Below are 22,247 nucleotides of genomic sequence, written 5' to 3'. Positions count from 1 at the left end.
GTCTCCCTTTTTGATAGGGAGCGCATAACCGAATAATATAAATGAAATCAGGTGTGATAATTATGAAACGTATACTTACAGCAACCGCGCTTTCTCTTGCCATGATGTCAACTTTTACCTGGGCCGCTGATTCTGCAGCCACAGCGCCGGCAGCAACCACCACCACTGTAAGTACCAACGTGCTGACGGCTCAACAAGCTAAAGAGGTCGCGAAAGTCGCTCAGCAAGGCTTTAATGCCATGCGTGATGTGCAATATGCCCGCGTGTCCTTATTCCGCGGCTATCCAGACGTTGCGCAGAAACTGGTAAATCAAGCAAATACTCTACTGTCTGACGATAGCACCAACTGGAAAGAGTTCATCAAGACCGATAAGAAAACGCCGCTGGCGGGTGATAACTATGTGGTCATCAACGCCTCTATCTCATTGGCTGAAGATTTTGTTGCGACCCCTGAAAAACAGAAAGCCATTGATAGCGCTAATGCTAAATTCAAGAAAGGCGATCATAAAGGGGCAATGGAAGAGCTGCGTTTGGCCGGCGTTGGCGTAACTGAAACTCAATATCTGATGCCACTGAAACAAACTCAGCAGGCAGTGAAAAAAGCTCAGCAACTGCTGAAAGATGGCAAATATTATGAAGCTAATTTGGCTCTGAAAGGCGCTGAAGACGGCATTATCACCGATAGCGTAACACTGGTTGACGCTAACTAATTCGGTTCTGTTCGTATTCTCCTACCTTCAAATAAGCCACCCTTCGCTCAGGGTGGCTTATTCGTATGTGTTTGGTGCTACTGAGCGTTAGCTCAACGCACCATTACGACGACAGCGTGCGATCTGCAAGATATCCTCGGCTAGACGGCGTGCTGTTTCGACATCTTTTAGTTGGCGTTTCACTAATAGGCGGCTTAAACAACCTTCCAGAACGAGCTCCATCTGATGAGCGACCATTTCAGGGTCATCCATATCAATATCTTGCAACAGCGCTAGGGTGAACTCGTAAGAGGCTGTTTTTTGCTGTTCGGCGAGCTGGTGAATCGGATGATCGTCTTCTGGAAAGAAGCTACAGGCCGCGATAAACAAGCAGCCAGGATAGCGTTGTTGCTGCACACACTCGGCCAAGACATGATAGCGCGCTAAAATTTTATCCCGCGCAGAGAGTGATTCGTCTAGCAACACTTGCCGACGCCAAGTATCAATTTGCTGTGCGTGGTAGCGCAAACTGTCGTAAAGCAGGGCTTCACGATCTGGCCAAAAACGGACTAGCTCTTCCTTAGCAATATCAAGCTGCGGAGCCAATCTTTCCAAGGTAGTTGTCGCTAGTCCCTGTTGTTCCAGCAGGCTGAGCACCTGGCTGAGCACGAGTTCTCGTTGCACGCGATCCTCCTGTCTAATATGCGGATCTTTCACGATCGGATCCTCAGTGTCGTTGATGGTTAGCGATTGTGCAAATGTGCGTTGAATTCGCTGGCCTGCATAAACCCAGTAACACGTTGTTGTGGCTGCTCTTGCCCCTGTGCGTTGTAGAACAGAATCGTCGGTAAACCTAAAACATTTAAATGCTTGAGCAGAGCCGCATGTTCTGCGTTATTTGCGGTGACATCGGCCTGCAATAGCACCGTATCGGACAGTTGTTGGCGCACACTTGGGTCGCTAAACGTGTATTTTTCAAACTCTTTACAGGCGACACACCAGTCTGCGTACAAGTCGAGCATAACTGGCTTATTTTCTGCTTTTGCTGTCGCCAACGCATGATTCAGTTCACTGATATTATTGATCTTTTGGAATGGAAGGTGAGCAATCGCAGTTTGTGACGTGCTGCCGAATGCCCAGTCCTGCAGGGGACGTGAGCAAATAAGCGCCGCGCCGAACATGGCGATTTGCATAATGCGTGCGAATCGATGGGACGATTTTAAACTGAGTGCAAATGCCCAGCCAAAGAAAGCGACTCCCAGTAATGACCAGAGGCGTAAGCCCCACTCATCACCAAGGATGCGCTCCAGCAGGAATACCGGTAAGGCCAGAATCACGAAACCAAAAGCTTCTTTGACGTATTGCATCCATGGGCCACTGCGTGGCAGTAAACGGTTGCCAAATGTTGTCACTAAGATAAGCGGTATACCCATGCCTAATGCGTAGAGATACAGCGTCCCGCCACCGGCCAACGTGTTGCCACGTTGTGCGATGTACAGCAGGATTGCACTCAGCGGTGCCGTGGTACATGGGGAGCAGATGAGTCCAGCGAGTGCGCCCATGACGAATACGCCAGCCAGCGAACCACTGCGCTGTTTGTTGCTCCAGAGCGTGAGGCGAGTTTGCAGCGACGAAGGCAGTTGCAAAGTGAACATACCAAACATCGACAGCGCCAGTAGTACGAATAAAACAGATAGCCCAATGAGAACATAAGGATGTTGGAATGCTGCTTGGAACTGCAATCCCGCAGCGGCAACGACCATGCCGAGCAAGGTGTATGTCAGCGCCATCCCCTGTACGTATACCAGTGATAAAACGAATATTCTTCGATAGCTTTGTTGACGATCTTGCCCAAGAATAATAGCGGAAATCAGCGGGTACATCGGAAGTATGCAAGGGGTGAATGCAATACCAATCCCAATTAATAAAGCCCAAAGCGGGGAGAAGGGTAAAGACGGTGTTGCAGGCTCAGATATCGGTGTGATGCCTGATGAAGCATCTGCGTTGAGCGGAGCTACCGAGTCTAGCGGGATGGTTTTGGTTTCAGGCGGATAGCAGAAGCCTGCCTCAGCGCAACCTTGATAGGTGACGATAAGACTGGCACCTTTATCAGCGTTTTGCAGCAGCAGATTCAGCGTTAGCGCATCTTTAAAAATGGCGGTTTTACCGTAGAACTCATCATGATGCTCAATACCGGTAGGTAAGGTGAAGTCGTTGAGCGTTGCCTGACGAGGTTCGATTTTAATTTGCTGACGGTAAAGGTAATAGCCGGATTTGATTTGCCAGCTTAGGTCGAGTTTGTGTTCTTGTTGTTTAAAATCAAAGGCAAATGCCTGATCGACCGGCACGAACTGCGTTTTACTATCAAATAGCGCCGCATGTGCCGGAAACAGAGTGCATAAAAACAGAAAAACTAGCGTAAAGAAGCGTTGAGCCATGACAGGTAATCTTTATCTCCCGCGTGAACTGGTAGAACTAAAAGCTCAGGGGTTTGGTATGGATGATGCTGTTTCAGGAAGTTGAGAAGCGCTTCCTGATATGAGCGTTCGCTTTTCAAAATCATCTGGACTTCATATTCCTGTTCCAGTTTTCCTTCCCAGTAATACATGGAGGATGCGCCGGGTAGCAGTGTGACGCAGGCGGCCAATTTTTCGCTAAGCGCTAGCGAAGCTAACTGCTGAGCACAGGCCTCATCTGGCGCAGTACAGAGCACCACGATGGCATCTGTGATGGTTTCGAGCTGTGACTTTTCTGTATCTGACATCTAAGCTAGACCTCACCGTGGATGATTTTGAATCAACACTATACCTTGTGTGGGCGGAGATTGTCAGTACAGCGAGGTGTGAGTTTGCAGAATAAGAAAAGGACGCCTTGGCGTCCTTTTCGAGTTTGAAGCTAAGAGGGCTTACAGCATTACGCTACCCAGCACGAAGCCGAAGATAACAGACAGTGCTACGCCGATAGTGCCAGGGATGAAGAATGGATGGTTGAAGACCAATTTCCCGATGCGAGTTGTACCGGTGTCATCCATCTGGACTGCAGCAACCAGCGTTGGGTAGGTTGGCAGAATAAACAGGCCAGAAACCGCTGCGAAAGACGCGACTGCGGTCAGAGGAGAAACGTTCAGAGCCAGTGCCATTGGCATCAGCGCTTTAGCCGTTGCTGCCTGTGAGTAAAGCAGAGCAGAAGCGAAGAAGAAGATGACTGCCAGCAACCAAGGATGAGACTGGATGACAGTACCTGCAGTTTCTTTGATCCACTCAAGGTTGGCTTGAACGAAAGTATCCCCCAGCCACGCTACACCCAGAATACAGATACATGCGCTCATACCTGCTTTGAAGGTGCTAGAGTTCAGGATGCTGTCAGTTTCAACACGACACAGAATAGTCGTCAGGGTTGCAACGCTCAACATGATGATCAGGATCGCGTTGGTGGTGTTCATCAGTGGTTTTTCCACCAGACCCAGACTTGGGCTATTGATGATGGCATAGCAAACTACGCACACAACGCCCAGCAGGAACAGCCATACGGAGCTTTTCGCACGAGGTTTGATAACCACTTGCTTATCGCCACGCAGTTCAATCAGACCCTCGGACAAACGCTTCTGGTAAACAGGATCGTCAGACAGTTTGGAGTCAAAACACCAAGATACGATGAGAGACATCACGAGTACTGCTAAGAAGGTTGATGGAATAACGACCATGAGCAGGTGGATGTAACTAACACCATGGCCTTCCATTACAGAAGACATATAAACCACAGCGGCTGAGATAGGGGATGCAGTAATCGCGATCTGAGCTGAAACTACGGCGGTGGAAAGAGGGCGGCATGGTTTAATGCCTTGTTCTTTTGCCACTTCGGCGATAACCGGTAGTGCAGACAGCGAAATGTTCCCTGTACCTGCAAAGATAGTCAGAAAATAGGTAACAATCGGCGCTAGAATCGTGATGTATTTAGGATTCTTACGCAGCAGTTTTTCGGTTTGGTGAACAAGATAGTCCATACCACCGGCAACCTGCATGGCAGAGATTGCGGCGATAACGGCCATGATGATTGAAATAACGTCGAAGGGAATGTTGCCCGGTTTAACGCCGATCATGGCAAGGACTAAAACCCCTAAGCCACCAGCGAACCCTATTCCGATGCCCCCCAGTCTGGCACCTAAAAATATGGCGAGCAGTACGATCACCAGCTCCAAGACTAACATAGTGTTTCTCCTCAAGATGTAACGATAATATTCCTTTTGTCCTTAAAGCTGCTGCTTGGGCGAAGTTCGTTCTCCACAAACACTTACGGATGTAGGTGATTCTGGACGCTCTCATTCATCGCTTCGCTGCAACCCAATGACATCGGGTGTAATTCTTGTTTTAAGTATGTCGGTTGCAATAAAAAGGCACGGCTGACCAAGGGACAGACGTGCCTGAGCTCGACTAGCGAACTTTATTATTGTTCGCTTTCGTCAGTGTAACGTTTTGCTTTATAAGCAGGGTGCATCAGGTTCTCAACAGAGAAGATGTCGTCCAGTTCCGCTTCGGTCAACAGACCACGTTCTAGAACAACTTCACGCACGTTTTTACCTGTTTCGGCACAGATTTTACCAACGATATCACCGTTGTGGTGGCCGATAAATGGATTCAGGTAAGTCACGATACCGATGGAGTTAAATACATAGCTCTCACACACTTCTTTGTTAGCGGTGATACCGTTGATGCATTTTTCCAGCAGGTTATAGCAGCCGTTAGTCAGAATGGAGATGGATTCAAACATCGCCTGACCGATAACAGGTTCCATAACGTTCAGCTGCAACTGGCCAGCTTCAGCGGCCATGGTCACCGTTGTATCGTTACCGATAACTTTGAAGCACAGCTGGTTGACGACTTCAGGAACGACTGGGTTCACTTTAGCCGGCATGATAGAAGAGCCTGCTTGCAGTTCTGGCAGGTTAATTTCGTTCAAACCGGTACGTGGGCCAGAAGAGAGTAAACGTAGGTCGTTACAGATTTTAGACAGTTTAACTGCCAGACGCTTCAGAGCACCGTGAACCATGACATATGCGCCACAGTCTGAGGTTGCTTCGATTAAGTCTTCCGCTACAGAGCATGGCAGACCACTGACTTCAGACAGTTTCTGCACTGCAAGCTGAGAGTAACCTTCTGGCGTGTTCAGGCCGGTACCGATAGCTGTTGCACCTAAGTTCACTTCCAGCAGCAGCTCGGAGGTACGCTGCAGGTTTTTCACTTCTTCTTTCAGCAACACGCTGTACGCTTTGAATTCCTGACCTAAAGTCATAGGAACCGCATCCTGCAACTGGGTACGACCCATCTTCAGAATGTTTTCGAATTCTTTTGCTTTACGGTCGAAACCTTCACGCAGTTGGTTGATTGCATCCAGCAGTTTCATGATGGATGAATACACTGCGATACGGAAACCGGTAGGATAGGCATCGTTGGTGGATTGGCATTTGTTCAGGTGGTCATTAGGGTTCAGGTACTGGTATTCACCTTTCTGATGCCCCATCAGTTCCAGACCGATATTGGCCAATACTTCGTTAGTGTTCATATTGACTGAAGTACCTGCACCGCCCTGATATACGTCAACAGGGAACTGATCCATGCACTTACCGTTGTTCAATACTTCATCGCAAGCCTGAATAATCGTATCGGCAATTTTGCGTGGAATTGTGTGTAACTCTTTATTCGCCAACGCCGCAGCTTTTTTAACCATTACCATGCCGCGAACAAATTCAGGGATATCACTGATTTTGTTGTTGCTGATATAAAAGTTTTCGATTGCACGCAGAGTATGAACACCATAATAAGCGTCTGCTGGAACTTCACGGGTGCCTAACAGGTCTTCTTCAATACGAATGTTGTTTGACATAAGAACCTTCTTTATAGATGCCGAATAGTAAACTTGCTAATGGATTTATATCGTTTAGATTTTCAAATTCGAAAGGATCATCCGTCCTCTCTGTTCTGTGGCTGATCATATGCTGCTGGCGTGGAAAAGCATGAACCCAGATCACTATATGGCGCTTCTAGTTTCAGTCGTTTACATATCTGTGACTACACTCACAGATAAAGAAAATAACCCACAAGAGTTATAGGGTTGAAAACGTATAAAATGCCACCACTTCTCATATATAGACTGTTTTTTGACATATACGATTTTAAATTTTAACTATTTCAGTTGTTCTTTAATGTAATACTACTCATTAGAAAGCACTGTAATTTAGGAGAACGATGTTGCGTTGGTTACCGCTCATGCTGATATTTCTGTTTGTTTATATAGAAATATCTATTTTTATTAAGGTTGCCGCAGTGCTCGGGGTTGCCCTGACATTGTTGCTCGTTGTTCTAACCTCTTGCCTTGGTGCTTCGCTGGTTCGCCATCAGGGAATGAAAACGCTGATGCAAATGCAGCAAAAAATGGCGATGGGTGAGAGCCCCGCAGCGGAGATGGTGAAAAGCGTTTCTTTAGTTATGGCTGGCTTTCTTTTGATCTTGCCAGGCTTTTTCACTGACTTCTTGGGTCTGTTGCTGATTTTGCCTCCGGTGCAAAAGCATCTCACCTTGAAACTTCTGCCTTATTTCAGTTTTTCTCGCTCGGGCGGTGGTTTTGGCGGTGGCACTTTTTATGGTTCTCAAGGCGGCAATACCTTTGATGGTGAGTTTGAACGCAAAGACGAGAGCCACCCGCGATTGGATAATCGTTTAGACAACGAAGACGACCAATACAAAAACGACAAATAGCAGACTATTAGTCTTTCCTTCTCAGCAATGGCGTGGCACATTTCGGCCGCGCCTTTTCTTTTACTGGCTCTGCGTCGCAGAGGTTGAAGAAAAACACAATTTTTTTACTTGTCCCCCCTTGAAGGGGGTGTTGGTTGCCCCAATCTGGTAACCACGAGTCCGAGAGCGGAGGGTATTCCTCAAGCTGCGGCGTTCAACCCTAAACGATATGGACCTTCTCAAAGGAGAGCTATCAATGAATATTCGTCCATTGCATGACCGTGTAATCGTCAAGCGTAAAGAAGTCGAGTCCAAATCTGCTGGCGGCATCGTTCTGACCGGTTCTGCAGCTGGCAAATCTACCCGTGGCGAAATCGTCGCTGTAGGTAAAGGCCGCATTCTGGAAAACGGCGAAGTTAAGCCGCTGGACGTTAAAGTTGGCGACATCGTCATTTTCAACGATGGTTACGGCGTGAAAGCAGAAAAGATCGACAATGAAGAAGTGTTGATCATGTCCGAAAGCGACATTCTGGCTGTGGTTGAAGCGTAATAACCGCTTCCTCTTATTAACGCATAATCTTCTTAACTGAATAAGTTTAAAGGAAAGAACAATGGCAGCTAAAGACGTAAAATTTGGTAGCGACGCACGTGTGAAAATGCTGCGCGGCGTGAACGTTCTGGCAGACGCAGTGAAAGTGACCCTGGGCCCTAAAGGCCGTAACGTCGTTCTGGATAAATCTTTCGGTGCGCCGACCATCACTAAAGATGGCGTATCTGTAGCGCGTGAAATCGAATTGGAAGACAAATTCGAAAACATGGGTGCGCAGATGGTTAAAGAAGTTGCCTCTAAAGCGAACGACGCTGCGGGCGACGGTACTACCACGGCAACCGTATTGGCTCAGGCTATCGTCAACGAAGGTCTGAAAGCCGTTGCTGCGGGCATGAACCCAATGGATCTGAAACGTGGTATCGACAAAGCTGTCGTTGCTGCGGTTGAAGAACTGAAAAAACTGTCTGTGCCTTGCTCTGATTCTAAAGCTATCGCTCAGGTAGGGACTATCTCTGCTAACTCCGACGAAACCGTGGGTAAACTGATCGCTGAAGCGATGGAAAAAGTTGGCAAAGAAGGCGTTATCACCGTTGAAGAAGGCACCGGCCTGCAAGACGAGCTGGACGTGGTAGAAGGTATGCAGTTCGATCGTGGATACCTGTCTCCATACTTCATCAACAAGCCAGAAACCGGTTCTATCGAACTGGAAAGCCCGTTCATTCTGCTGGCTGACAAAAAAATCTCCAATATCCGCGAAATGCTGCCTGTTCTGGAAGCCGTTGCTAAAGCTGGCAAACCTCTGCTGATCATTGCTGAAGATGTTGAAGGCGAAGCGCTGGCGACTCTGGTGGTTAACACCATGCGCGGCATCGTGAAAGTGGCTGCTGTTAAAGCACCTGGCTTTGGCGACCGTCGTAAAGCCATGCTGCAAGACATCGCAACTCTGACCGGTGGTACCGTAATTTCTGAAGAAATCGGTATGGAGCTGGAAAAAGCAACTCTGGAAGATCTGGGTCAGGCTAAACGTATCGTTATCAACAAAGACACCACTATCATCATCGATGGTATCGGTGACGAAGCTGCAATTCAGGGCCGCGTTGGTCAGATCCGTAAGCAGATCGAAGATGCAACTTCTGACTACGACCGTGAAAAACTGCAAGAGCGCGTAGCTAAACTGGCTGGCGGCGTTGCAGTAATTAAAGTCGGTGCAGCTACCGAAGTTGAAATGAAAGAGAAGAAAGCACGCGTTGAAGACGCCCTGCACGCAACTCGCGCAGCGGTAGAAGAAGGCGTTGTTGCTGGTGGTGGTGTTGCCCTGATCCGTGTTGCTGGCAAAATCGCTGGTCTGAAAGGCGCTAACGAAGATCAGAACGTAGGTATCAAAGTTGCGCTGCGCGCAATGGAAGCTCCTCTGCGTCAGATCGTTATCAACGCCGGTGAAGAAGCTTCTGTTATCGCTAACAACGTGAAAGCGGGCGAAGGCAGCTACGGTTATAATGCATACTCTGAAGAGTACGGCGATATGATCGCAATGGGTATTCTTGACCCAACCAAAGTCACTCGTTCTGCTCTGCAGTACGCAGCGTCTATCGCTGGCCTGATGATTACTACCGAATGTATGGTTACCGATCTGCGTGATGATAAAGCAGATATGGGTGCCGCTGGTGGTATGGGCGGTATGGGTGGCATGGGCGGCATGATGTAATTTCTTCTGTCACTCACATTGCCGCTATGCTGCAATACCAGTGACTTAAGGAAATGCTGCTCTAGGCATTCGACAAAACCCTCGCTTCGGCGGGGGTTTTGTTTTTTTATAAGCGTAATTTCCTGATTCTGGTAATATTTGAACGTGAACTTTCTATGCCCTAGATAATTCGAGTTGCAGTCAACGCATAGGCTATTCGAACAATGATGGGGATCACATTAAATGGGGAAGAAGATGCGGATTAAAGGTTTATTGGGCCTGACGGCAGTGATGCTGTTAGCTGGCTGTAGTTCAACCACACAGCTGGACACCGCAGGTCAGCAGATTAAATTCACCGACACCAAGCCAGGTACTGAATGTCAGTTGTTAGGCGAAGTCACTGGCTCCCAAAGCAACTGGCTATCAGGGCAGGGTGGCGAGTCTAGCTCTATGCGTGGCGCAGCAAATGATTTGCGTAATAAAGCCGCAGCGATGGGCGGGAACGTAATCTACGGCGCAGTTAGCCCAAGCGAAAATTTCTGGTCTGGCTTTGCACCGTTAGACAGTAAAATGAGTGGCCAAGTGTATAAATGCCCGAACTGATCGACGGGTACGCGACACACGAAAAACCGGAGCATGCATCTCCGGTTTTTTTATTGCCTATTATTCATCATATATCGATATTTAACTTGCCTCTTCAATTCATTAACTAGTACGTTACATAGACAATTTCGCTATGAATGGATAAACAATATGGTTGGAGATTTACTGGCACTTTTGACTATATCAACCACCATTCTGCTAGGTGCCATGAGCCCAGGGCAGAGCTTTGTTCTGGTTGCAAGAACGGCGGTGTCCTCGTCGAGGCGTGGAGCGCTAGCGGTTTCATTAGGGATGGGCGTTGGGTGTATGATTTTCGCGATTATTGCACTGACGGGATTGCATTCAATTTTAACGCTGGTTCCCTGGTTATATACGGCTTTAAAAACTGCGGGTGGAATGTATCTGATTTGGCTAGCCCTTAAGATATTTTTTAGGCCTCAAACAACGATTGATTTGGGGAGCACACAAGGTTCTGAGCTGAACATACGTAGAGCATTCATCACCGGTCTCATGACCCAGTTGAGTAACCCAAATACGGCTCTTGTATTTGGTAGTATCTTTGCCGCTACGCTCAGCCATAAAATTCCTGTATACATGTATTTGCTGCTGCCGGTGTTAGCGCTATTGATTGATTTTGTGTGGTACGGACTGGTTGCTTATGCGCTCTCTTCTGACCGTCCGCGCCGTTGGTATCTCGGGTATCGACGTTATCTTGATAGGCTTAGCGGATGTGTTATGGCTATTTTGGGCGTCCGGCTTATCATGAAGTAAGCGCTGTGTGGCGCATTTAGCACGGCTAGAATGCTTAAATCTTCTAGACCACCTTCATATGAGGTGGTTTTTTATTGCTCAAAACTTGCCTGCAAGCGGCGAAGTTTTCGGTACTGCAGCGGTGTCTGCCCCAATTTATTTCTGAATGTGGTAATGAAATATGAGGTTTCGCTAAAACCAGTTTGGTTCGCGATACTTTCAATCGGCTCATCACTCATCGATAGAAGCTCGCAGGCGCGTTTGATACGGCGAGTTGCTAGATATTCTTGAATCGATCCTCCCGTCTCTTGTCGGAAGACTCGAGAGGTATAGCTCTTCGAAAGATTAAGGGCTTTAGCCAAGTCATCTAACACAAATTTTTGAGCATAGTGTTGCTCAATCCAGCTCATGACGCGTGAGGCGTTGGTGGAGGTATAGGCTGGATGAGTTGCCATGCTTTCCGGTAGCAACTCTAACATCTGCATTAAAAGTAGAGAGAGCTCGGCGAGTTGATGGCTTTGTTGTGGTTCACGTTGATCAAACTGTGCAAGCAACCGTTCCATAAAGTCAGCATCGGCTTCCAGATCGTAAACCTGAGCCAGCCCTTGTGGGTTGCAAATATGACGAAAGTGCTCTTGCTGGCGAGGAAAAGGGGCGAGGAAGCTTTCCACTATGGTGTGATCCACATGGATCGTCGTTCGGTGGTAGATATTACGATCGTCCTGCTCAACATGAACTTTGTGTAATCGAAAAGGAGGGAATATAAAAAGTCTTCCCGGTTTTGCCGTGTACTGCTGATTATCGACAATCACAATGCCGTAGCCCTGACTGACGAATAACAACTCTAGGCACTGATGCCAATGGTAGTAGTTAGCACTCATGTTATGCATACGGTTAAACGATACAAAACGTTCATTCAGAGTAATACGTTCGAGAAGATCTTGCTGCTTCATGCTTTGCCACCATGACAACAGATTATAATTTTTAGCGTTTATTTTGTAATTTAGCGCATTAATGAGCTTATTTATCAATCGGAATTTAATAATGATGATAAAAGTGTGAGCATCATAACAATTCAACCTAATGTCTAGCGTCTACTATTCCTGTCACGCAATATTAAACATAACTGTTAATTCTATAATCCTCTAACTGAAGTAAAAAATAGAGCGAGACCATATCGTGCAACCAACTAATATCACGTTAAATCCAAGTTTAGAAAATAAGAATGATACTGAGTTAGCGCTAAAAGAAATGGTTGCTGCACTTTCACCTTTAATGCAGGTAGAGCAAAGTGGTTTAGATATTGCGAATACCACAACGCATTACGGCGCTGAAATTGCTAAAATGGAAGGTTTCTCTCGCGTTTTATGGGGGTTATTTCCATTAATTCACGGTGGTGGTAATTGTGAACAGTGGGAGTTTTTCATTCAAGGTATTCGTTGTGGTACTGATCCTAATCATCCAGCCTATTGGGGGGATATTAGTGACTACGATCAGCGATGTGTTGAAATGGCGGTCTATGGTCTTGGTCTTGCGCTATTAAATAAAAAACTGTTGTCTTATTTCACCTCAAAGGAACAAGAGAATATCTATCTTTGGTTGAACCAAAGTGCGGAGGCAGAAATACCCGATAATAACTGGAATTATTTTCCTATATTAGTCCAGGTTGGTTTTTTGAAGGCAGGATTACCGTTTAATAAAGATGCTGTGGAAAAAAGGTTTTCCAGTATGGAGGCCTACTATATTGGTAATGGTTGGTACTCCGATGGACCAGATCGTCCTCGTGATTACTATATTTCCATGGGCTTTCATTATTATGGTTTGCTTTATGCAAAGATGATGGAAAAAGAAGATCCGCAGCGCTCACAAGAACTGCGTCAGCGAGCTACCCTGTTTGCTCAGGATTTCATTTGGATGTTTGCACGGGATGGTTCTGCGGTGCCTTTTGGTCGTAGTCTCAGTTATCGATTTGCAGAGGCCGCATTCTGGAGCGCGGCGGCATTTTCTGATCTCAATGTTTTAGATAAAGGAACAATTAAGGGGCTTATTTTACGTCATCTGCGTTGGTGGATGAAGCAACCGATCTTTGATCGTGATGGCATCCTTAGTATCGGTTATGCCTATCCTAATCTGATTATGGCTGAGGATTATAATGCTCCGGGCTCACCATATTGGGCATTCAAACTCTTTCTTATTTTAGCGTTGCCTGATTCAGATGCCTTTTGGCAAGAGGCTGAGAAACCATTACCTACGATGAACGGCGGTCATGTGATTCACGAGGCCGCACAAATATTGACTCATAACGATGATTCTCGCCATGTGTGGATGACAACTTCCGGCCAGCGCGAATTGAATAATTTTGTGAATACGGATGCAAAATATACCAAGTTTGCCTATTCCAATCGCTTCGGCTTCACGCTCGATCGCGGTCGATATGGGCTAAGCCATGCGGGTTGTGACAGCGCCTTATTGCTGAGTGAATGTGATGGTTACTATCGTTCTCGACGCGTTTGTGATGCGATATTGACTCATGATGACTTTATTTATAGTCGTTGGCAGGCATGGCCTGACGTAAGTGTAGAAACGTGGCTGATTCCGGTTAATCATTGGCAAGTCCGAGTTCATCACATTATTAATGAACGCCATCTAGAAGCCATTGACGGAGGGTTTGCACTTAAATACCGTCCTCTTCCGAAGGTGAAAACTGAAGACGATCGGGTACAAATAACCACCGATGACGATTTCTGCATCCTACGTTCATTCTCCCGTGGAAGCGCGGCTGACACGGTAATAACTCCGCCGAATAGTCATATTCTCTTTGCGGATCGAGCAATAATTCCTGTATTTAGAACGAGTTTGGAACGTGGAGATCATTGGTTGATGAGTGCCATAGGGGCTTTCCCATCAGAGGAATATAAAAGTGAAATTAACGTGCGTTTAGAGAAGCATCATTTATCTATTACGGTTAATGGTGAAAACAAAATAATATTACTTACGGTCATAAAGTAAAAACTCGCGTTTAACCTTCCGTTTGCCAATTTCTCAGGAGATGGCCATGAAAAGTATTTCTGAAATTAATCGCGGTGCTTATTACCGCATAAGCACTTTCATTTTTCTTTATTTCTTTACATGGTCATCTAGCTTTGGTTTGTATGCATTATGGCTGAGTCAAAAGGTTGGGCTAGATAGCGTAACTATTGGTAGTGTTTTTGCAATTAATGGTGTTTTTGCCGTGATATTAAAACCGATATACGGTTATATCATGGATAAAATTGGTATGAGTAAAAAACTACTCTATTTTGTAATCGTTATTTCGGCATGTATGGCTCCCTTTTTTGTTTACCTATATCTGCCTCTGTTATTGACTCATACTTTTGTTGGGATTGTTGTGGGGGCTCTCTATCTAAGTTTAGGTTGGTATGCGGGTGTAGCGGCGTCAGAGTCTTATGCAGATCGTTTCAGTCGACTATACAAAATGGAATTTGGCCAAATAAGGATGTGGGGCTCTCTCGGTTGGGCATTAGCTGCATCGGTGTCTGGCATATTATTTAACCTTACGCCAACTTATAACTTTATGGTGAGTAGTATCACTTCATTATTGATGTTGTTGGTGATGGTTAGTTTGAAAATTAGCGATGAAAAGTTAAAAAATAATAACGTTATTTCCAATGATAAAATTGTTTTTTCTGATGTGATTGCGCTCTTAAAAAACCATAAATTCTGGATGTTTTGTCTTTACGTTGCGGGCGTTGCATGGATGATGTTTATTGCCGAACAACAGTTTCCTCGCTACTTCGTTTCTTTTTTCGCCAGTAAAGAGCAGGGCAATGCCATGTATGGCTATTTGAGCACGGCCCAATCCGGTACCGAATTTTTGATGATGATGGTGATCCCGTGGGTGGTGAATCGTTATGGCGCTAAGAAAACGCTTCTAATGACGGGATGTGTTGTCGGGGCGCGACTGATTGCCTCGGGGCTAACTAGCGATCCCATTATGATCTCTTTCATTAAGCCTCTCTATGGACTGGAAATCTCTATGCTGCTGATTTCAGTGTTCAAATATATCGCTGAGCATTTCGATAAGCGCGTTAATGCCACCATGTATTTGCTCGGCTATCAGGCCATGATTTACGTCGGCTCCATCGTTGTTGCCCCGCCAGCAGGCTACCTGTATGACCGCATTGGTTTTGAACACACCTATTTATTAATGGGCTCTTGCGCTCTGGTATTCACGTTAATTTCCGCCTTTACCTTGTCGGAATGTCATTGCAGCCGTTCTAAACCGACGATTTTGCCTGAGCCTAGTACCGCAGAGACTGACGCTATTCACGGTTCAAAGGCGTAGCCTTTTTACCTCAGCACTTGAATGATTTAGGGCTATCGATAACTTAAGGGAGATAACTGGTGTTAATTAATCTTATTAAAGAGCCCTTGCGGCCAATAGAGTTAAATCGGATTGATCGCGCTGCGCTCAAGCACCAATTACAGCTGGCTCAGAGTTGCGTTCTGCAAAAGCTGTCGCACAATCTCCATGCTTTCGGTGACAAATTCCCCGCAGAAACCTGTGAGAAAGGACGCTATAAGCTGACCGAAAACGAGGAATGGACAACCAGTTTTTGGACGGGACAACTTTGGTTGGCGTGGGAGCTGAGTGGTCGTGAAGAATTTCGGCTAGCGGCAGAAAAACAAGTGCGTTCTTTTGGACATAGAATCACTCATCGCATAGATACCGACACTCACGATCTTGGTTTTCTCTATACGCTCTCTTGTGTGAGTGCGTGGCGATTGACCGGTAATCGTGATGCTCGCTGCTTTGCTTTGCATGCGGCAGAGGCTCTGCTTGAGCGCTATAGCTCCACGGCGCAGATCATTCAAGCATGGGGAGATCTTAACGATCCAGATCAGCATGGACGCATGATCATCGACTGCAATATGAATTTGCCGCTGCTGTACTGGGCGAGTGAGCAGACGGGGGATCCACGTTTTGCAGCAGCCGCTCAGGCCCATGCACATCAAGCGGCGAAATATATTATTCGGCCAGACGCTTCGACCTATCACACATACTATATGGATACCGTCAGCGGGGAGCCTCGTTATGGCAATACCCATCAAGGCTATGCGGATGACTCTTGTTGGTCGCGAGGGCAGGCATGGGGGATCTACGGTTTTTTGCTGACTTATCACTACACAGGGGAGTCTGAGTTCGTTGAGATCTCACGTCGTTTAGCACATTACTTCTTGAATCGCTTACCGGAGGATGATGTATGCCATTGGGATCTGGCACTGCTTGGTACAGATCAGTATCGCGATAGTTCGGCTGCTGCGATTGCTGTCTGCGGGTTGCTGGAGCTGCTTGAGACGTTACCGGTTCTCGATCCTGAGCGTGCTTATTATGAAGAAATGGCGCTGCGGATTTTATCTTCATTGACGCAAAATTATTTAGCGGGTGATGAAGACCAAACCGATGGCCTATTGAAGCATTCGGTCTATCACCTCAGCGGAGGGAAGGGGATTGATGAGTGCTGCAGCTGGGGGGACTATTTTTATCTCGAAGCGTTGGTGCGAGCAACGCGAGTTTGGAAGATGTATTGGTAAGACGGTAGGAATCGTGGCGGGGAGAGAACCCCGCCGGATGAATATTAATGGCCCAAAATGACTTCGCCGCGTGCCGCATTCAGGGTGATTTTTTGCCCTTCCTGTGCTCGTTTCAGGCTATCGCCAACGCCGACAATCATTGGGATACCTAGCGCATTAGCTAAAATAGCGGAATGGGACAGCGCATTTCCCTGAGAGAGCACGATACCTTGCACCAGACGACGGTCTAACATAATGGTATCTGAGGGCATGAGCTCGCGAGCGAGAAGAATAGACGGAACGCTCGGGTTTTGAATTTCCTGTGTTTCACCGGCCAGATGAAGCAGGGTACGCTGCAAGATATCTCGAACGTCGAGCTCACGCGCCTGCAAATATTCATCATCTAGCTCACGGTAAGCATCTGCCATCTCGGTGAGCTCCGTTTGCCAAGCGATTTCTGCGCTGCACAAACTGCTGGCGATGCGGCTAAACGCTGAATTTTGCAAGTCGGGATCGTCAATTAACATGCTGTGTGCACCGAAGATCCCTGCGTGCTGTTTGCCGAGCAGTTGATTTGTGCGATCCGCGAGTCGGCTAAGGTCTTGCAAGGTTTTGGCGATCGCCTGACGCAGCCGTTGTTGTTCAATCTCAATTCGATCGGATAAGATCTGGCGGTCGGGCACTTCGACATCTTGCGTGGGTAGCACAAACGCGGGAGCGCTGACCTGAGTATCCATAACGGATTTACCCTGCAATATTTGCCCTGCGTTTGTATCAGGCGCGATGTTTTCACCAAAATTGCTTTCTGCGAGTTGTTTAAATGCGGCTAAGGCTTCTTCGGCCTGTGAACCTTTGGCAACTAAGCGGATCTCATCGTCTTTGCGTATCTGCAATAAAGCTAGCTGGTTAAGACTACGAGGATCGGCATGGCGGTTGCCTCTGACGCTATCCAGCTTGTATAAAACCAACTCAGCGTCAAATGGAGCCATCGCCGTTGCTAGCTTGGCGGCAGGGCGAACATGCAATCCATTGGGATTGTTAATTTTCCAGCTAACGCCACGCTCGTCGCTACGTAGCGTGGGTGACTCACTGGTCATTTCTTTTGCTTGTGGTTCTTTCTCGCCGAGCTGTGCTTTTTTTGCCTGCAATGCCGACTGGGCTTCGCGCTCCACCTCTGCTAATGAAGCCCCTGCTGAAGCGGCAACCACCGCCGCCAAAGTTCCTTCAACGATGGGGGCAGAGCAGGCTTTCACTCTAGCGCTCATTTCAGGATCGAGCAGTTCTAGCGCGGTTTCGGTGCTTAACAATGCGCTTCCGAGATCCATCATGATCAATACGCCTGAAGGATCGAATACTTCTTCGATTGCCTGCATCACTTTAATGGCATCGGTCCCGATGGGATGATCGGGATCGTCTACCCCAGCGGCGACGACCAGACGGCAGCCGTTTTGCGTCATCTGAGCGGCCAGCTCAGCGACGCCATCGGCCAGTTTGGCACTGTGCGAGACTACAACGATGTTGACCATACTTTATCCCTAGAGCAGTGAACGGAATACACGACTAATGTGTGACTTCAGCCAAGGTTTGCATCATCAGCCACGCTGAAGTCGCACCAGGGTCTTGATGGCCAATACTGCGTTCGCCTAAATAGCTAGCGCGACCTTTACGAGCCTGCATGGTAATCGTGCCTTCGAGTGCCTGACGTGCCGCATCAACGGCCAGATCCAAAGCCTGTGGTACTGACAGATCTTTTTGACTAGAGGCTTCCAGCGATGCCACTACTGGCCACCAAACGTCGCACATGGTTTTGTCATTCGGTTCTGCTTTGCCGCGGCTAACGACACCTTCAACACCCTCTTTGAGCATTTGGGTCAGCTCACTCAGCGATAAACTTTGTTTGGCCGCGGTGCTTTGTGATGCACGAATAAAGAAGGTACCGAAGAGGGGGCCGCTGGCTCCTCCTACGCTAGAAAGCAGCGTCATCCCGGTGTTTTTCAAGATAAAGCCAATGTCTTTGTCTGCGAACGATGGCAGCTTCTCCACGACTTTATTGAAGCCACGGTTCATATTGAGACCGTGGTCGGCATCACCGATTTCAGTATCGAGCTGAGTCAGAAAGTCTTTTTGTTCGGCAAAAACTTCGCCGCAGCGCATGAGCCAGTTAACAATTTGTTGTTTAGTCAATGACATATTACATTCCCCAACGCAAAGCCGGTGTATTGACGGGCGCATCCCACAGGGATAGCGTTTCAGTGTCAGCTTTCAGAAGCGTGATTGAGATACCTTGCATATCGAGTGATGTGCAGTAAGAGCCTACTAATTTACGTTCGATGGTGATGCCAAACTCAGTGCAACAGTGTTGCAGGCGATGATATACACCATAGAGTTCAGAAAGCGGTGTTGCTCCCAGATTGTTGACCAATGCAATGACGCGGTCGCCTTTTTGCAGGGGGTGTTTAGGCTGTGTTTGTTCTTTCCACTCACCAGCCTTACGGTCCCAAGAGCGTAACGTGCGCTGATATTTTCCGTGTGCAATCAGGGTTGCAAACATCTCGTCAACGGTTTGGTTGAGCGTGGTAAATTCACGACGTTCAATACCCGGCTCACCGTGGATGCCGACGCCGAATTCCATAACATTTTCAGGCAGTACAAAAGAGGGCTTACCGGCCGCAGGAACGGTACATGCTTGAAGTGCGATGCCGATAGAGTGGCCTTCGTTATTGAGTTTATGTCCGAGCTCGACCAACTGGTCGAGTGAGTCGCCGCGCGCAGCGGCTGCCCCGAGTAATTTTTCAATCAATACGGTATTTGCTACGCCACGACGCCCAGCGGTATATAAGCTATCCTTTACGGCAACGTCATCGTCAACCAGAATGGTTCCTACCTGAGTGCCACTGTCGTGCAGTAATTCCGCCGCAGTTTCAAAATTCAAAACGTCGCCAGTATAATTTTTGATGATCATCAAAACGCCTTTGCCACCGTCAATAGCTTGGCCGCATTCGAACATCTGATCGGGTGTGGGTGACGTGAAGATTTCCCCCGGACATGCTCCATCCAGCATACCTTCCCCGATAAAGCCACAGTGCATGGGCTCATGACCGCTGCCGCCGCCGGACAGTATTCCGACCTTGCCTACCACAGGGGCATCGGCGCGAGTCACAAACACGGGCTCTTGGTGTAGCGTTAATTCAGGATGGGCTTCCACCAATCCAAGAATTTGTTCCTGCAAAACGGTTTCGACCTGGTTGATTAGCTTTTTCATTAAAAAGGCTCCGAAGAAATCTGTGTTTGATAGACCCTTCCCTGAAAATCAAACAGGGAAGGGGTTGCGGTCGTTCACTTTGATTTACGTGGACCAGTGATTTACTTCAGCCAAGCTTGGCCCAAGCGGTCTGCCGCGAGAATGGCAGCGAAGACCTGTTCTGGAGTGACTTTGAACGGCATGTTATGGATGGTTTCGCCTTCGGCACAGCTCGCTTTAGCAACAGCCATGATTTTCTCTTCCAGCTTATCGTCGGCTTTCACGCCCATCTCTTTCAGCGTAACCGGCAAACCAACCTGCAAGCAGAAGTCGAGGACGGTTTCGATCTGTTCGCTGCTGCTGTTTTGCAGAACTAACTGGGTCAGGGTACCGAACGCCACTTTTTCGCCGTGGTACAGGTGATGGCACTCTTCTAACACGGTAAAACCGTTGTGGATGGCGTGAGCAGCCGCTAAACCTGAGCTCTCAAAACCGATGCCGCTCAGGTAGGTATTGGCTTCAACGATGCGTTCTACTGCCGTGGTCGCCACGCCAGCTTCAACCGCGAGCTTGGCTTTATAACCTTCCTCAAGCAGTGTTTCGTAGCACAGACGTGCCAGCGTGACCGCCGCAAGCGTGGATTCACCACCGGCCATGCTAATAGCATGCGCATCGTAGCAAGCTTGGGCTTCGAAATAGGTAGAGAGCGCATCACCCATACCGGCCACTAATAAACGCACAGGCGCTTTGGCGATAATAGCCGTATCCATAATCACCATGTCTGGGTTGGTTGGATACATCAGATATTCTTCGAACTCGCCCTCTTCACTATAGATGACAGAAAGGGCACTCGTCGGCGCATCGGTAGATGCAATGGTTGGAACCACGATTACCGGCAGTTTTTGATAGAACGCGATAGCTTTTGCGGTATCTAGTGTTTTCCCCCCACCAATACCGATGACGCCTTTGCAGCCATGTTTTTTCAGCTCAGCAATCAGGCGGTTAATTTCTTTATGGCTGCATTCGCCGCCGAACAGGGCGAAATGACTTTCTACTTCGTGCTGCTTTAAGCTGCTGCCGACCGTGTCGCCAGCCAGTTTCATGACAAAATCATCGGCAATGACGAAGTAGTTATTTGCCAGCATTTTGGCGTACTGACCGATAGACTGCAGCGCGTTTGCACCTTGAATATATTTGGATGGGGATTGGATTACTTTCAACATAATAAAGCTCCTCAATAAATCACTAAGCAATCGGATTAGAACTTAAGCGCGTAGCTTCCATACTTCGGAAGCGGGATATTTATTGGTGCTGTTATTTCTCTGTTGATGACTATACGGCGAAAAAAAGAACAAAAAACAAAGCGGATTTACGTTTCATATTGAAACGCATAGTGAGGGATGTTGTTTCGAAATGGAACGATAAAAAGGACGGAAAGCGAGAAAGAGAGACCTATCGCACATTCCTCTTTCAGGCTGTGTAAATCACGCGATGAATAGGCGGTTACGCTTTAAATTTAATCAGCTTTAACCTATGCTAACGGGTATCTGGGACACATAGGCACAATTTTTGTATACCCTTCTTATTTGAGACTGTTCCTGCGTTGGTGGCTTACGCTCATCCGAATCGCTTATTGAGGTAAGCTTGTCGGGGGTTACTCCATTGCCGCCTTGACGCCGTTCCAGCTCATTTGGGTATGTATAAAGTAAGCAGGCCTGTGAAATAAGAGGAAATCCACAAATGAAACGGACTAAGAATATTAACCGCGCTGCTTTCCGCAAGAGCTGGCGTTTTGCGCCAGTAGCGATTGCGGTGAGCGCCGTGTTTATGCTGGCAGGCTGCGAGAAGACGGATGAGACGGTTTCTCTGTATCAAAACGCAGATGACTGCAGCAATGCGAATCCTTCCATGAGCGCGCAGTGTAAAGAGTCATATCAAAACGCACTGAAAGAAGCTGAAAAAACGGCACCAAAATACGCATCGCGTGAAGACTGTATTGCTGAGTTTGGCGAAGGCCAGTGTACTCAGGCACCCGCTCAGGCAGGTATGGCTCCTAGCACTAACGGCGAAACTCAGGCTCAGCCACAACAGAGCGGCAGCTTCTGGATGCCTCTGATGGCGGGTTACATGATGGGTCGGATGATGGGCGGCGGCGCTTATAACCAACAGCCGCTGTTTAGCTCTAAATCAGCAACCAGCCCGGCTAATGGCAAATTTGTGGATGCGACCGGTAAGAGCTATGGCCCTGCCACCGCAGGCGGACGCACTATGAACGTGCCAAAAACCGCGATGGCACCAAAGCCAGCCACGACTTCAACCGTTACTCGCGGTGGATTTGGTGAGAGCGTTGCAAAACAGAGCGCGATGCAGCGTAGCAGCGCCGCGACCAGCAGTAAATCTGGCACCCGTAGCATGGGTGGCTAAG

Annotated in this window: 20 protein-coding genes; 10 read left to right on the top strand and 10 right to left on the bottom strand. The window is 47.7% G+C overall.

Translation table 11 applies throughout. The features are described 5' to 3' along the window. The first annotated feature begins 62 nt into the window (after positions 1-62). Positions 63-710, top strand: a complete 648-nt coding sequence (locus M988_RS18310) for a YfdX family protein (protein WP_064575218.1) — start codon at positions 63-65, stop codon at positions 708-710. Between the two features lie 87 nt (positions 711-797). Here M988_RS18310 and dicD read toward each other — a convergent pair whose 3' ends face one another. The 5 genes from dicD to aspA form a co-directional block, all read right to left on the bottom strand. Continuing rightward, on the bottom strand, positions 798-1,373 hold the full coding sequence (gene dicD, locus M988_RS18305) for a division control transcriptional repressor DicD (protein WP_039188013.1): 576 nt from the start codon (positions 1,371-1,373) through the stop codon (positions 798-800). Between the two features lie 59 nt (positions 1,374-1,432). Further along, positions 1,433-3,127: a protein-disulfide reductase DsbD gene (locus M988_RS18300; protein ID WP_064575217.1), complete on the bottom strand. Its 1,695-nt coding sequence runs from the start codon at positions 3,125-3,127 to the stop codon at positions 1,433-1,435. After that, positions 3,103-3,453, bottom strand: a complete 351-nt coding sequence (gene cutA, locus M988_RS18295; protein WP_064575215.1) for a divalent cation tolerance protein CutA — start codon at positions 3,451-3,453, stop codon at positions 3,103-3,105. The genes M988_RS18300 and cutA overlap by 25 nt, the downstream gene beginning before the upstream one ends. A 141-nt stretch (positions 3,454-3,594) precedes the next feature. Next, positions 3,595-4,896: an anaerobic C4-dicarboxylate transporter gene (locus M988_RS18290; RefSeq protein ID WP_008814804.1), complete on the bottom strand. Its 1,302-nt coding sequence runs from the start codon at positions 4,894-4,896 to the stop codon at positions 3,595-3,597. Positions 4,897-5,132: 236 nt separating this feature from the next. Beyond that, complete coding sequence (gene aspA, locus M988_RS18285; protein WP_008814805.1) at positions 5,133-6,569, bottom strand: aspartate ammonia-lyase; 1,437 nt, start codon at positions 6,567-6,569, stop codon at positions 5,133-5,135. Between the two features lie 365 nt (positions 6,570-6,934). Between aspA and M988_RS18280 the strand changes: the two genes are divergently transcribed. The 5 genes from M988_RS18280 to M988_RS18260 all read left to right on the top strand — a co-directional run bounded on the left by M988_RS18280 (position 6,935) and on the right by M988_RS18260 (position 11,028). Further along, positions 6,935-7,441 (top strand): FxsA family protein, encoded by a 507-nt coding sequence (locus M988_RS18280; protein ID WP_174705382.1) that lies wholly within the window; start codon positions 6,935-6,937, stop codon positions 7,439-7,441. A gap of 235 nt (positions 7,442-7,676) precedes the next feature. Beyond that, complete coding sequence (locus M988_RS18275) at positions 7,677-7,970, top strand: co-chaperone GroES (RefSeq protein ID WP_008814807.1); 294 nt, start codon at positions 7,677-7,679, stop codon at positions 7,968-7,970. Positions 7,971-8,031: 61 nt separating this feature from the next. Next, complete coding sequence (groL, locus tag M988_RS18270; RefSeq protein WP_004093509.1) at positions 8,032-9,675, top strand: chaperonin GroEL; 1,644 nt, start codon at positions 8,032-8,034, stop codon at positions 9,673-9,675. Positions 9,676-9,909: 234 nt separating this feature from the next. Further along, positions 9,910-10,257, top strand: coding sequence for a DUF4156 domain-containing protein (locus M988_RS18265; RefSeq protein ID WP_008814808.1), 348 nt, complete (start codon positions 9,910-9,912; stop codon positions 10,255-10,257). Positions 10,258-10,407: 150 nt separating this feature from the next. Next, positions 10,408-11,028 (top strand): LysE family translocator, encoded by a 621-nt coding sequence (locus M988_RS18260; protein WP_064575213.1) that lies wholly within the window; start codon positions 10,408-10,410, stop codon positions 11,026-11,028. 71 nt (positions 11,029-11,099) lie between these two features. Here the strand turns inward: M988_RS18260 and M988_RS18255 are convergent, their stop codons facing one another. Beyond that, complete coding sequence (locus M988_RS18255; protein WP_039187810.1) at positions 11,100-11,960, bottom strand: AraC family transcriptional regulator; 861 nt, start codon at positions 11,958-11,960, stop codon at positions 11,100-11,102. A 226-nt stretch (positions 11,961-12,186) separates the two neighbouring features. Between M988_RS18255 and M988_RS18250 the strand changes: the two genes are divergently transcribed. Genes M988_RS18250 through M988_RS18240 form a run of 3 tightly spaced genes read left to right on the top strand, consistent with a single transcriptional unit; the run spans position 12,187 to position 16,602 of the window. Beyond that, positions 12,187-14,016: a DUF2264 domain-containing protein gene (locus M988_RS18250; protein WP_064575212.1), complete on the top strand. Its 1,830-nt coding sequence runs from the start codon at positions 12,187-12,189 to the stop codon at positions 14,014-14,016. 46 nt (positions 14,017-14,062) lie between these two features. After that, complete coding sequence (locus M988_RS18245; protein ID WP_008814812.1) at positions 14,063-15,352, top strand: oligosaccharide MFS transporter; 1,290 nt, start codon at positions 14,063-14,065, stop codon at positions 15,350-15,352. 59 nt (positions 15,353-15,411) lie between these two features. Then, positions 15,412-16,602, top strand: a complete 1,191-nt coding sequence (locus tag M988_RS18240; protein ID WP_064575210.1) for a glycoside hydrolase family 88 protein — start codon at positions 15,412-15,414, stop codon at positions 16,600-16,602. 44 nt (positions 16,603-16,646) lie between these two features. On the opposite strand, the gene dhaM is transcribed toward M988_RS18240, so the two are convergent. The 4 genes from dhaM to M988_RS18220 form a co-directional block, all read right to left on the bottom strand. Further along, positions 16,647-18,107 carry a dihydroxyacetone kinase phosphoryl donor subunit DhaM gene (gene dhaM, locus M988_RS18235; protein ID WP_064575207.1) on the bottom strand — a complete coding sequence of 487 codons (1,461 nt, stop codon included), beginning with the start codon at positions 18,105-18,107 and terminating at the stop codon, positions 16,647-16,649. Between the two features lie 34 nt (positions 18,108-18,141). Next, positions 18,142-18,771: a dihydroxyacetone kinase subunit DhaL gene (gene dhaL / locus M988_RS18230; protein WP_004093526.1), complete on the bottom strand. Its 630-nt coding sequence runs from the start codon at positions 18,769-18,771 to the stop codon at positions 18,142-18,144. A 1-nt stretch (position 18,772) separates the two neighbouring features. Further along, entirely contained in the window at positions 18,773-19,843 is a 1,071-nt protein-coding gene (gene dhaK, locus M988_RS18225; protein WP_008814815.1) for a dihydroxyacetone kinase subunit DhaK, read from the bottom strand. Positions 19,844-19,944: 101 nt separating this feature from the next. After that, positions 19,945-21,045, bottom strand: coding sequence for a glycerol dehydrogenase (locus M988_RS18220; RefSeq protein WP_004093530.1), 1,101 nt, complete (start codon positions 21,043-21,045; stop codon positions 19,945-19,947). Between the two features lie 517 nt (positions 21,046-21,562). On the opposite strand from M988_RS18220, the gene M988_RS18215 reads away from it, so the two are divergent. Next, positions 21,563-22,246, top strand: coding sequence for a DUF1190 family protein (locus M988_RS18215; RefSeq protein ID WP_004093532.1), 684 nt, complete (start codon positions 21,563-21,565; stop codon positions 22,244-22,246). Position 22,247: the final 1 nt, after the last annotated feature.

This window comes from Hafnia paralvei ATCC 29927, assembly GCF_001655005.1.
In the GTDB taxonomy this organism is placed as follows: Bacteria; Pseudomonadota; Gammaproteobacteria; order Enterobacterales; family Enterobacteriaceae; genus Hafnia; species Hafnia paralvei.
Note: the sequence above shows the minus strand (reverse complement) of the source record. Positions and strands in the feature narration are given on the sequence as shown.

Excerpts from the sequence above, each read along its gene's own strand:
- M988_RS18255 (WP_039187810.1), bottom strand. The coding sequence starts at position 11,960 with ATGAAGCAGCAAGATCTTCTCGAACGTATTACTCTGAATGAACGTTTT.
- cutA (WP_064575215.1), bottom strand. The coding sequence starts at position 3,453 with ATGTCAGATACAGAAAAGTCACAGCTCGAAACCATCACAGATGCCATC.
- M988_RS18275 (WP_008814807.1), top strand. The coding sequence starts at position 7,677 with ATGAATATTCGTCCATTGCATGACCGTGTAATCGTCAAGCGTAAAGAA.
- aspA (WP_008814805.1), bottom strand. The coding sequence starts at position 6,569 with ATGTCAAACAACATTCGTATTGAAGAAGACCTGTTAGGCACCCGTGAA.
- M988_RS18300 (WP_064575217.1), bottom strand. The coding sequence starts at position 3,127 with ATGGCTCAACGCTTCTTTACGCTAGTTTTTCTGTTTTTATGCACTCTG.
- dhaK (WP_008814815.1), bottom strand. The coding sequence starts at position 19,843 with ATGAAAAAGCTAATCAACCAGGTCGAAACCGTTTTGCAGGAACAAATT.
- dhaM (WP_064575207.1), bottom strand. The coding sequence starts at position 18,107 with ATGGTCAACATCGTTGTAGTCTCGCACAGTGCCAAACTGGCCGATGGC.
- M988_RS18260 (WP_064575213.1), top strand. The coding sequence starts at position 10,408 with ATGGTTGGAGATTTACTGGCACTTTTGACTATATCAACCACCATTCTG.
- M988_RS18310 (WP_064575218.1), top strand. The coding sequence starts at position 63 with ATGAAACGTATACTTACAGCAACCGCGCTTTCTCTTGCCATGATGTCA.
- M988_RS18265 (WP_008814808.1), top strand. The coding sequence starts at position 9,910 with ATGCGGATTAAAGGTTTATTGGGCCTGACGGCAGTGATGCTGTTAGCT.
- groL (WP_004093509.1), top strand. The coding sequence starts at position 8,032 with ATGGCAGCTAAAGACGTAAAATTTGGTAGCGACGCACGTGTGAAAATG.
- dhaL (WP_004093526.1), bottom strand. The coding sequence starts at position 18,771 with ATGTCATTGACTAAACAACAAATTGTTAACTGGCTCATGCGCTGCGGC.
- M988_RS18290 (WP_008814804.1), bottom strand. The coding sequence starts at position 4,896 with ATGTTAGTCTTGGAGCTGGTGATCGTACTGCTCGCCATATTTTTAGGT.
- M988_RS18215 (WP_004093532.1), top strand. The coding sequence starts at position 21,563 with ATGAAACGGACTAAGAATATTAACCGCGCTGCTTTCCGCAAGAGCTGG.
- M988_RS18220 (WP_004093530.1), bottom strand. The coding sequence starts at position 21,045 with ATGTTGAAAGTAATCCAATCCCCATCCAAATATATTCAAGGTGCAAAC.
- M988_RS18245 (WP_008814812.1), top strand. The coding sequence starts at position 14,063 with ATGAAAAGTATTTCTGAAATTAATCGCGGTGCTTATTACCGCATAAGC.